Source organism: Mycobacterium sp. TH-M25 (assembly GCF_057473665.1).
Map to the genome: position 1 here is coordinate 1 of NZ_JBYCLA010000093.1, position 10,238 is coordinate 10,238.

10 protein-coding genes and 1 pseudogene are annotated in these 10,238 nt (G+C 65.6%); 7 read left to right on the top strand and 4 right to left on the bottom strand.

What is annotated here, in order from left to right; all coding sequences use genetic code 11:
• Positions 1 to 731: hydrogenase nickel incorporation protein HypB (hypB, locus tag AC2VOU_RS03310; protein ID WP_486956070.1), on the bottom strand; the 731-nt coding region annotated here is incomplete at its 3' end.
• A 12-nt stretch (positions 732 to 743) separates the two neighbouring features.
• On the bottom strand, positions 744 to 1,079 hold the full coding sequence (locus AC2VOU_RS03315) for a hydrogenase maturation nickel metallochaperone HypA (protein WP_486956071.1): 336 nt from the start codon (positions 1,077 to 1,079) through the stop codon (positions 744 to 746).
• A gap of 222 nt (positions 1,080 to 1,301) precedes the next feature.
• Between AC2VOU_RS03315 and AC2VOU_RS03320 the strand changes: the two genes are divergently transcribed.
• Positions 1,302 to 1,505, top strand: coding sequence for a zinc transporter Slc39a7 (locus tag AC2VOU_RS03320; protein WP_486956072.1), 204 nt, complete (start codon positions 1,302 to 1,304; stop codon positions 1,503 to 1,505).
• Between the two features lie 210 nt (positions 1,506 to 1,715).
• Entirely contained in the window at positions 1,716 to 1,958 is a 243-nt protein-coding gene (locus tag AC2VOU_RS03325; RefSeq protein WP_486956073.1) for a DUF6400 family protein, read from the top strand.
• A gap of 225 nt (positions 1,959 to 2,183) precedes the next feature.
• Here the strand turns inward: AC2VOU_RS03325 and mtr are convergent, their stop codons facing one another.
• Both mtr and AC2VOU_RS03335 read right to left on the bottom strand, forming a co-directional pair.
• Complete coding sequence (gene mtr, locus AC2VOU_RS03330; protein WP_486956074.1) at positions 2,184 to 3,566, bottom strand: mycothione reductase; 1,383 nt, start codon at positions 3,564 to 3,566, stop codon at positions 2,184 to 2,186.
• Positions 3,567 to 3,577: 11 nt separating this feature from the next.
• Positions 3,578 to 4,597, bottom strand: coding sequence for an alpha/beta hydrolase (locus AC2VOU_RS03335; RefSeq protein WP_486956075.1), 1,020 nt, complete (start codon positions 4,595 to 4,597; stop codon positions 3,578 to 3,580).
• Between the two features lie 118 nt (positions 4,598 to 4,715).
• Here AC2VOU_RS03335 and mqo point away from each other — a divergent pair, with 118 nt between their 5' ends.
• The 5 genes and pseudogenes from mqo to AC2VOU_RS03360 form a co-directional block, all read left to right on the top strand.
• Entirely contained in the window at positions 4,716 to 6,221 is a 1,506-nt protein-coding gene (gene mqo, locus AC2VOU_RS03340; RefSeq protein WP_486956076.1) for a malate dehydrogenase (quinone), read from the top strand.
• 5 nt (positions 6,222 to 6,226) lie between these two features.
• Positions 6,227 to 6,520, top strand: a pseudogene (locus AC2VOU_RS03345) (GNAT family N-acetyltransferase); the annotation flags it as partial.
• A complete protein-coding gene (gene cobA / locus AC2VOU_RS03350; protein ID WP_486956077.1) occupies positions 6,517 to 7,728 on the top strand; it encodes a uroporphyrinogen-III C-methyltransferase in 1,212 nt (403 codons plus the stop codon). The pseudogene AC2VOU_RS03345 and the gene cobA, both read left to right, overlap by 4 nt.
• A gap of 186 nt (positions 7,729 to 7,914) precedes the next feature.
• A complete protein-coding gene (locus AC2VOU_RS03355; RefSeq protein WP_486956079.1) occupies positions 7,915 to 9,369 on the top strand; it encodes an MFS transporter in 1,455 nt (484 codons plus the stop codon).
• A gap of 282 nt (positions 9,370 to 9,651) precedes the next feature.
• Positions 9,652 to 10,238, top strand: a 587-nt coding sequence (locus AC2VOU_RS03360) for an aminoacyl--tRNA ligase-related protein (RefSeq protein WP_486956078.1), incomplete at its 3' end; no start/stop codon positions are given.

Here is a 10,238-nt window from a genome sequence, read left to right on the forward strand (position 1 = left end):
GCGAACCGTCGCAGCCAGGCGAACCAATCGGCCATGCCGGCACCCGTGCGGGCGCTGACTGGCAAAATCTCCGCGGTTGGATTGACTTGGCGGACACGGGCGATATAGGACTCGAGATCGACGTCCAAGTAGGGAACCAGATCGATCTTGTTGAGCAGCACGACGTCGACGGCGCGGAACATCACCGGGTACTTCAGTGGCTTGTCGTCGCCCTCGGTCACCGAATAAACCATCGCCTTGGCGTGTTCGCCCACGTCAAACTCGGCCGGGCAGACCAGGTTACCGACGTTTTCGATGATCACCAGGTCGAGTCGGCCCAGGTCGAGTCCCTGCAGCGCGCGGGCGATCATGGGCGCGTCGAGGTGGCATTCGCCGCCGAATCCATTGCCGGTGTTGAGCAGCGATATCTGGGCGCCCCGGCCGCCGAGTTTGGCGGCGTCGAGATCGGTGGCGATGTCGCCCTCGATCACGCCGACGGCGACCTCGCCGGCAAGTTCGTCGAGGGTGGCCTGCAACACCGTCGTCTTGCCGGAGCCCGGCGAGCTCATCAGGTTGATGGCACGAACGCCATTGTCCTCAAACGCAGTTCGGTTGGACACGGCGCGTAAATCGTTCTCCGCGAAAATGGCCTCCAGCACCTCGACACGATGCGTGCCGGTGTGGTAGCCGCCGTGATCGCCGTGCTCGTGGGTATGCACGGTTCCGTCGTCGTGGCGATGAAATCTACCCATCGTCAACACCTTTCACGAGACATCCAATGACGTCACCAAAAATTCGTCGCCGCGCAGCACCTCGACGTCAGCACTCTCGCAGCGCGGACACAGCAACGACCACTGCGAGGTGATCGCCGACTCGTCGCCGCAGGACCGGCAGCGCACCTCAGCGGTGACGAACTCGAGTTCCAACTCGGCGTCGGGCATGCCCTCGTAGTCTCGGAGCAGCGTCCAGCAAAACGACAGCGACTCGGGAACCACCTGGCGCAGCGCGCCGATCCTGACGCGCACCACGTCCAGGTGGCGACCGTCGGCGTACGGTTTGACCACGCCGGCGATTGCCTCACATAGCGAAAGCTCGTGCACGGCCGATCACCGCCGAGTCCCGAAGCTCCGGCAGCTGGGGCCCATGCGCACTGTTCTACACCCCGGGCGCCGCCTGGGGATGCAGACTGGACAGGATGCTGCCAATCCGACCGCTCCGGCTTGTTCCCGCGGCTGACCAAAGAGCGCACAATAAGATGCGGCCGAGATCCCACGTAGCCGAGATCACACGTAGCCGAGATCACACGTAGCAGGGAGACGACAGTGGCAGACCCGCAACACAGTCACGACGAAGCACACACCCACGACCACAGCCACGGCGAACGCACGCACGCGCACCCGCATACCAGCCACGAACACGAGCACTTCGAGCACGACCACGACCACACCCACGCTGACGGGACCGAACACACGCATCCGCATGTGCATCAAGCCGACCTAGAGCACGAGCACAACCACCCGCATTAGGCGGCGGCGCCCGCGAAGTCGGTCGGCGATGATTGCGCGTCGTCGCACCGACGCGGGTGCTCTACGCGCCGCGTCGCCTGCGTGTCCAACAACTGTGATCAACCTCAACCGCCGAATGTGGCGCAGGCCATTGCCGACCGCGAGCGCGAGCGCCGACCCTGATAGCTCGACATGTCGGCACAGGGAGACGTGTAGGCACTGGGAGAGCACGTGGCTGCTGAGCGGGATCAGCTGATATGCGCATACGACCTGACCCTTGACGAGGCGCGCCGCCGAGCCGCCATCCTCGAGGCGATCGGGGACGACTGGGACCCGGTCGAAGTGCTGGCCCAGGAGGATCGCGCATACGCGATGCTGTACTCGAATCTTGACGACGACCAGCAACGTGTCTACGACGACCTGGTGGCCGCTGGAGTGCTTCCGGATCGGGTGGCCGGCCGTGTTCCCGATTGATCCCACCGCTGATCGGTGTCGCCGCGCCTGGTTCGGCTGTCCGCAGTGCCGGCACGACGCCGGGTGTACTGATTGCCAAATCAGCCGCAATTGCGCTACCCACTGGCAGTTCCTGCTGGGAAATCAGGGCTGGCTACTGCACCTGCAATGCCCTGACTGTGGACATCTGTGGTCGCGCGACAGCAAACCGCGCCGTCGATCGTCGACCAGCGCCGCCTGACCAGCTCAGTCCAACAGCCCCAACAGCGCGTTCTCCACGACCTCGGGTAGCGCCGGGTGAATCCAATACTGGCCGCGCGCCATGTCGGACACACTCAGACCGAAGCTCATCGCCTGGATCAGCGGTTGGATGATCGATGACGCCTGCTGTCCCATGATGTGCGCACCGAGCAGCCGGCCGGTCTTGGAGTCGGAGATGAGTTTCACGATGCCGACGGTATCTTCGGTGGCCCACCCGTAGGCCACGTCGGCGTAGTCTTGAACCTTGCAGGACACGTCGAAACCCTTTGCCACAGCCTCGTTCTCGGTCAGCCCGACATAGGCGATCTGCGGGTCGGTGAACACTGCGGCAGGCACGTAGCGATGATCGGTGGCGACCATTGATGCGGTGTCGTCCCAGTCGCGGAGCAGGTTGCGCTGCACGACGCGCGCCTCGTGGTTGGCCACGTGCTTGAGTTCGTACGGCGACGACACATCGCCGAGCGCGAAGACATTGCGCGCCGAGGTCCGTTGGTACTCGTCGACGATGACGCGGCCATCGTCGAGCTCGATGCCGGCCTTCTCGGCGGCCAGCCGATCACCGTTGGAGCGTCGCCCGGTGGCGACCAACAGGGCGTCGGCCTGCAGTTCGGAGCCGTCGTCGAGTTCGAGCACCACCCCGGAGCGGTTTTGGTGCGCGCCGAGGATGTTGCGGTGGCTGCGGACCTCCCATTTGCCCGACGCGATCCGGGTGAACCGCTGCGACAAGGTGTCGTCGAGATGCCGCAGCAGCGTGCCGCCGCGGATCACCATCGTGATGCGGACTCCCAAGGCGGCGAAGACGTGCGCGAATTCGCACGCCACGAAACCGCCCCCGACGATCACCAGGTGTTTCGGCAGTTCTGGTATCCGCATGACGTCGTCACTGGTGTAGTACGGCACGCCGCAGTCGAGGATGGCCGGCGGAACGTCGGCTCGTGCGCCCGCGGCGATCACCACCTGCTCGGCGGTGAACTCCGCGCCGTCGCCGGTCCGCAGCAGGTAGCGACCGTCGTCCTGCACACCGGAGAAGTGGGTGTGCGAGTCGTAGACGTCGACGTTGGGTTGAGTCCGCCGGTAGTCCTCGCCGCCGATTGCGATGGGGTCGATGCGGCCGAAGACGCGGGAGACGATGTCGTCCCACCGGACCCGGTCGATGTGGGCGTCGATGCCGTAACGCGCCGAGTGCCGGATGGTTTCGGCGACCTCGGCTGCATAGACGAACATCTTGGTGGGAATGCACCCCACGTTCAGGCACGTCCCACCGAACTTACCCTGCTCGCAGATCGCCACCCGCTTGTCGGCGTAGCGGTCGTCGAGAATGCTGTTGCCGGAACCGGTTCCGATGATCGCCAGGTCATAGTCGTGCATTCAGTAGCCCTTCAGCCGTGGTGGGATGCGACGTGCGAAGTCGCGCCCCGATAGTCGTCCAGCCAGGAATCCAGTCGTTGGTAAGCGACCCGTCGTGGCTGAGGTGTCGACAGAAACACATCGTGTTTGGCGTCGACGATCGGCACGATCGTAGTGACGTTGCCGAGGCAACCAGCCCAGCGTGCGATGTGTGTGACGTCGAGCACCGCGTCGCCGCCCTGCAGGGTGATCGCATCGGATGCGTCGAGCACACTGTGGTCGGAGCGCAGGATCAGGTTGGGCACGCCCACATCGAGTCCGCGGTGCAGCTTTACCTGCCCGCGTCGTACCGCCGAAAGCCAGCCGAAGGTAATCGGGAAGCCGCCCAACGGTTTCCACTGCAGGTTGTAGTCGAATTCGCCGTGGTAGTCGCGATGCAGGCTGGCGCCGTAGCCTCCGCCGGTCTCGCTCGGAGCGCGGGCAACCCACTTGTCGCCCAGGCGTGCGATGCCGGCGATCAGCGCGCCGGTCGGCGGCCAGCGCAACGGAGTCGGACCGGGCAGGTCCAGAAACGGACTGTTGAGCACGAGCCCGCCCACCCGTTTGCGGGCGCTCGCGCCCGCCTGCCGCAGCCGATCCAGCCACAACGAGACGATCAGCCCACCGGCGGAATGCCCGTACACCAACACCTGCGCCGATTGCGTTTCCTCGGCGATGATCTCCACGGCGCGATCGAGTTCACGGTCGTAGTGTGCGAGGTCGGTGGTGAAGTGCGGCGTCTGGCCCGGCCGCGACGAGCGGCCGCACTTGCGCAGGTCCAGCGCGTAAAAGGCGATGCCGCGGCCGGCGAAATGATCGGCCAACGCCGTGTGGAAGAAGTAGTCGGTGTATCCGTGCACCGCCAGCACGGCGTCCCGGGCGCTCGCCGCGCTATCAGCACTGCCGCGTCGTAGCAGCGTCGCGTCGATCGCGCCTTCGCCGTCGGGGTCGTCGCCCAGCGGGATGGTCAGTTGCCAGTAGCCGGGCAGGACGTCGGTCTGCCAGCCAGTCACGCACGCCAGCTTAAGGCGTGGCTGCGAGCATGACGATCACTGACACCGGGCTGGTCGAACAGCGGGTCTGCTCGGCGCCGGATAACCTGACGTCAAGGCAGCTCTTCTCGCACGAAGGATGACCAACTCGGTGCCAGGCCCGCAGTCAGAAAAGACTCCGAAGGTTGACGCCGTTTTGGTTGGGACCGGGATCATGAGCGCGACTCTTTCCGCCCTGTTGCGCCGGCTCGAGCCGGATTGGACGGTCGCCCTCGTCGAACGGCTCGACGGGGTCGCGGCCGAGAGCAGTGACCCCTGGAACAACGCCGGCACCGGCCATGCCGGGTTGTGCGAGCTGTTTTACACCCCGCAGCGGCCCGACGGGTCGATCGACGTCGGCAAAGCGGTGCGGGTCAACGAGCAGTTCCAGCTCAGTCGCCAGTTTTGGGCGTACGCGGTGGAGAACGGGATGCTCTCTGATGTCCGCGGATTTCTGAACTCCGTCCCGCACGTCAGCTTCGTCCACGGCGCCGAGCGCGTCGACTACCTGCGCCGTCGCCGACGGGCGTTGGCCGACAACCCCTTGTTCGCCCGCACCGAATGGGTCGAGGGTGCAGAGGAATTCGCGCGCCGACTGCCGTATATGGCTGCCGGAAGGGATTTCGCCGAACCCGTCGCGCTCGATTGGGCAGTCGAAGGAACCGACGTCGATTTCGGCGCGTTGTCGCGTCAACTGATCGGCTACGGCGTTCGCAACGGCAGCACGGCGTGGTTTGGCCATGAGGTGCGTAGCTTACGGCGTCGGCGCGACGGCGGGTGGACCCTGAGCATCCGCAATCGGCGCACCGGTGAAGGCCGAAATCTGGACGCCGCATTCGTCTTCGTGGGCGCCGGGGGACAGGCTCTGCGGTTGTTGCAGAAGTCCGGCATCCCCGAAGTCAAGGGGTTCGGTGGCTTCCCGGTCGGCGGTCGATTCCTGCGCAGCGGCAATCCGGCGATCACCGGTTTGCACCAGGCCAAGGTCTACGGTCTGCCCGAGCCGGGGGCGCCCGGGATGACGGCAGCCCATCTGGACAGCCGGATCGTCAACGGCAAACCCTGGTTGATGTTCGGCCCGTTCGCCGGGTGGTCACCGAAATTCCTGAAGCACGGGCGCCTCAGCGACCTGCCGCGATCTGTCCGGCCGGGCAATGTCGCCACGGTCGCCGGGGCAACCCTGGGCCAGCTGGGACTGCTGGCCTACTTGATCGGCCAGCTGGGCAGGTCGACGTCGAACCACGTCGAAGCCTTGCGCGAGTTCGCGCCCAAAGCAATGGAATCCGATTGGGAGCTGATCGCCTCCGGCCAGCGGGTTCAGGTGGTGCGGCCCGATGCGCGCCGCGGGGGCCGGCTGGAATTCGACACCACCGTGCTTGCCGCGGCCGACGGCAGCATCGCCGGACTACTCGGCGCGTCGCCGGGAGCATCGACCGCGGTGTCGGCAATGCTCGAGGTGCTGGAACGCTGTTTTCCCGATCGGTATGCGGGGTGGCTTCCGGTGCTCACCGAGATGGTGCCATCGTTGGGTGCGTCGTTGGCCAACGAGCCCGCCTTGTACGAACAGGTGCGGTCGTGGACCACCAAGGTGCTGGAGCTGGAGTCATGAGCGCGAAGGAGCACGCGGACGGGCGTAAGGCGTTCCGGCTGGGCCAGCTGCGCACCGAACGCCGTGCCCTCGGCGAAGGACACCCCACTCGGCTGCTGGGCGTCGGGCTGGCTGAAGTCGGGGACTGCCCGTGCCGAATCGGCGCTCGGGTATATCTAGCGGACATGTATGCCCACGGATTCGTTCGAGACGGTGACGATGTTCTCGACGACGGCCTGCCCCCCGTGCCGATGCTTCGATCGACGATTCCGCCGCCGGCCTCGTCAGCGGACGAGCGCGGCCCGGGGGTGCGCGCATGACGACACCCGAGAATCCCTACCTGGTCGGGCTGCGGCTGGCCGGCAAGAAGGTCGTGATGGTCGGCGGCGGCAGCGTCGCGCAGCGTCGGCTGCCGCTGCTGGTGGCCAGCGGCGCGGATGTCCACGTGATCAGCCGCGGCGTCACGCAATCGGTCGAAGCCATGGGCGGAATCACGCTGTCGCTGCGCGACTATCGCGACGGCGACCTGACCGGCGCGTGGTATGCGATCGCAGCCACCGACGACGCGCAAGTGAATGCCGCGATCGTCGCCGAGGCCGACCGAAACCGAATCTTCTGTGTGCGGGCCGACATCGCGATCGACGGCAGCGCGGTCACCCCGGCGTCGTTCGAGTATGCCGGGCTGTCGGTGGGTGTACTGGCCGGCGGCGAACACCGCCGCTCGGCGGGCATCCGGTCAGCGATCCGGGAAGCTCTGCAGCAGGGTGTGATCTCCCCGGAGAGTTTCGAGAGCGACGACGTAGTCCGCGGTGGCGTGGCGTTGATCGGCGGCGGACCCGGCGATCCCGAGCTGATCACCGTACGTGGCCGCCGACTACTGGCCCAAGCCGACGTCGTCGTGGCCGACCGGCTGGCGCCACCGGAACTGCTCGCCGAACTGGCCCCGAACGTCGAGGTGATCGACGCGGCCAAAATCCCGTACGGGCGGGCCATGGCCCAGGACGCCATCAACGCGGTGATGATCGAGCGGGCCCGGGCCGGCCATTTCGTGGTGCGGCTCAAAGGGGGCGACCCATTTGTCTTTGCCCGCGGCTATGAAGAGGTGCTGGCGTGCGCCGAGGCCGGTATCCCCGTGACCGTTGTGCCGGGTGTGACAAGTGCCATAGCGGTGCCCGCCTCTGCCGGTGTTCCGGTCACGCATCGCGCGATCAACCACGAGTTCGTGGTGGTCAGCGGGCACGTGGCGCCGGACCACCCCGAATCGTTAGTGAATTGGGATGCGCTGGCCGCCATGACCGGAACCATCGTTTTGCTGATGGCGGTCGAGCGCATCGAACTTTTCGCCACGGTCCTGCTCAAGGGCGGTCGACCTGCGGATACGCCGGTGTTGGTGGTTCAGCAAGGGACGACGGCCGCCGAACATACGTTGCGGGCCACGCTGGCGGACGCGCCGGAGAAGATCCGTTCGGAAGGCATTCGACCTCCGGCGATTGTCGTTATCGGCGCTGTGGCGGCCTTCGGCATTTAAAAGATCCCTAAGATTACTGTAGGGTAAGTTCTTATGACGGCTCTCAACGATGCAGAGCGGGCTGTCCAACGATGGACGACTGAACCCTCGAAGCGAGCAGTTCACATGCCCCCAGTGCGCCCAGAAAAGTCAGTGCAGCCAGAAAAGCCCGCCGAGTCCACCTCGACCAAGGTGTCGACAACGTGGATGCCGACGCGGGGATTCTTCACCGCGGTGATCGCCATCGCCGGTATGCAGCTGATGGCGACCATGGACGGCACCATCGCCATCGTCGCGCTTCCCAAGATCCAGAACGAGCTGAGCCTGTCCGACGCCGGGCGCAGCTGGGTGATCACCGCCTACGTGCTGACCTTCGGCGGTTTGATGCTGCTCGGTGGCCGACTCGGCGACACCATTGGCCGCAAGCGGACTTTCATCGTCGGTGTCAGCCTGTTCACCATCGCCTCCGCCTTGTGCGGGATCGCCTGGGACGACGTCACGTTGGTCATCGCCCGGCTGCTCCAAGGTGTCGGCGCCGCGATCGCCTCGCCGACCGGCTTTGCGCTGGTGGCCACCACGTTCGCCAAGGGGCCGGCGCGTAATGCCGCCACCGCGGTGTTCGGGGCCATGACCGGTGTCGGATCCGTGATGGGCCTCGTCGTGGGTGGGGCGCTCACCGAAGTCTCATGGCGGCTGGCGTTTTTGGTGAACGTGCCGATCGGGCTGGTGATGGTCTACCTGGCCCGCACCGCGCTGCGGGAGACCCACCGCGAGCGGATGAAGCTCGACGCGGCCGGTGCCGTGCTGGCGACCTTGGCCTGCACCGCCGCGGTGTTCGCCTTCTCGACAGGCCCCGAGGCGGGCTGGATCTCGTTCACCACGCTGGGTTCGGCCGGACTGGCGCTGGTCGCGTTCATCGCGTTCGCGTTGGTCGAGCGCACCGCCGAAAACCCCGTCGTGCCCTTCAATCTTTTCTTCGACCGTAACCGGCTGGCCACGTTCGTGGCCATCTTCATGGCCGGTGGGCTGTTGTTCACCGTCACGGTGCTGGTCGCGCTCTATGTGCAGGACATCATGGGGTATTCCGCGCTGCGCGCCGGTATCGGCTTCATCCCGTTCGCGATTGCGATGGGCATCGGGCTGGCCGGCTCGTCGCAGCTGGTGTCCCGCTTTCAGCCGCGGGCTGTGGTGATCGCCGGTGGTGCGCTGGTGGTCGGCGCAATGCTGTACGGATCCACTTTCAACGGCGCCATGCCGTACTTCCCGAACCTGATCGTGCCGGTCGTCGTCGCCGGTGTGGGAATTGGCATGGTGGTGGTCCCAGTGGCGCTGTCGGCGATCGCGGGCGTCGGCTTCGATCAGATCGGGCCGACCTCGGCGATCGCGCTGATGCTGCAAAACCTCGGTGGCCCGGTCGTTCTGGCGGTCATCCAGGCCGTCATCACGTCGCGCACGCTGTACCTCGGCGGCATCAACGGCCCGGTGAAGAACATGAACGCCGGGCAATTGCACGCGCTCGACCAGGGCTACACCTACGGCTTGCTGTGGGTGGCGGGCGTGACTGTCATCGTCGGCGTGGTGTCACTGTTCATCGGTTACACCGCCGAGCAGGTAGCGCACGCACAGGAAGTCAAGGACGCCATCGACGCCGGCGAGCTCTAGCGCTCCGCGGACCTCAATGGTCCCATCAGCCACTGACTGTGGGGGTGCACTCTTTTTTCGATTTGTGACCGGATGCGATATCACGGCAGACGGTGATATCGCATCCGGTCACGTTTCCAAAACCGGAGCATGGTGGGGAGACGGTGCTGATGTGACAAATGATGGCCGCCGCCGAGCTCTGGCGCCCAGCATCGCCAACCAGACGCCACGGCTGTCATCCTTCGCGGATCGCAGCCGTGGTGGTTATTGGCAGTCAATACGTAGTAGTTAGGCTTGCGCGCTGTGATCACCCGGATGTCCGAGCTGTTCCTGCGCACCCTGCGCGACGACCCTGCCGAAGCCGAAGTTGCCAGCCACAAGCTGCTGATCCGGGCCGGCTACGTGCGACCGATCGCGCCGGGCCTGTACAGCTGGCTGCCGCCGGGCCTGCGGGTGCTGCGCAACATCGAGCGGGTGGTCCGCGAGGAGATGAATGCCATCGGCGGTCAGGAGATCCTGTTCCCGGCGCTGCTGCCACGCGCTCCGTACGAGACGACGAACCGCTGGACCGAATACGGTGACGGCGTCTTCCGGCTCAAGGACCGTCGCGGCAACGACTACCTGCTCGGACCCACCCACGAAGAGCTCTTCACGTTGACGGTCAAGGGGGAGTACAACTCCTACAAAGACTTTCCGCTCGCGCTCTACCAAATCCAGACCAAGTACCGCGACGAGGCGCGCCCACGCGCGGGCCTCCTGCGCGGCCGCGAGTTCGTGATGAAGGACTCGTACTCCTTCGACATCGACGACGCCGGCCTCACGAACGCCTACCATGCCCACCGCGAGGCCTACCAGCGTATCTTCAATCGGCTGGGCATCGAGTACGTCAT

What these genes read in the sequence shown, in the direction of transcription:
- mtr (WP_486956074.1), bottom strand. Translation starts at nt 3,566, where the DNA reads ATGCACGACTATGACCTGGCGATCATCGGAACCGGTTCCGGCAACAGC.
- mqo (WP_486956076.1), top strand. Translation starts at nt 4,716, where the DNA reads ATGACCAACTCGGTGCCAGGCCCGCAGTCAGAAAAGACTCCGAAGGTT.
- cobA (WP_486956077.1), top strand. Translation starts at nt 6,517, where the DNA reads ATGACGACACCCGAGAATCCCTACCTGGTCGGGCTGCGGCTGGCCGGC.
- AC2VOU_RS03355 (WP_486956079.1), top strand. Translation starts at nt 7,915, where the DNA reads ATGCCGACGCGGGGATTCTTCACCGCGGTGATCGCCATCGCCGGTATG.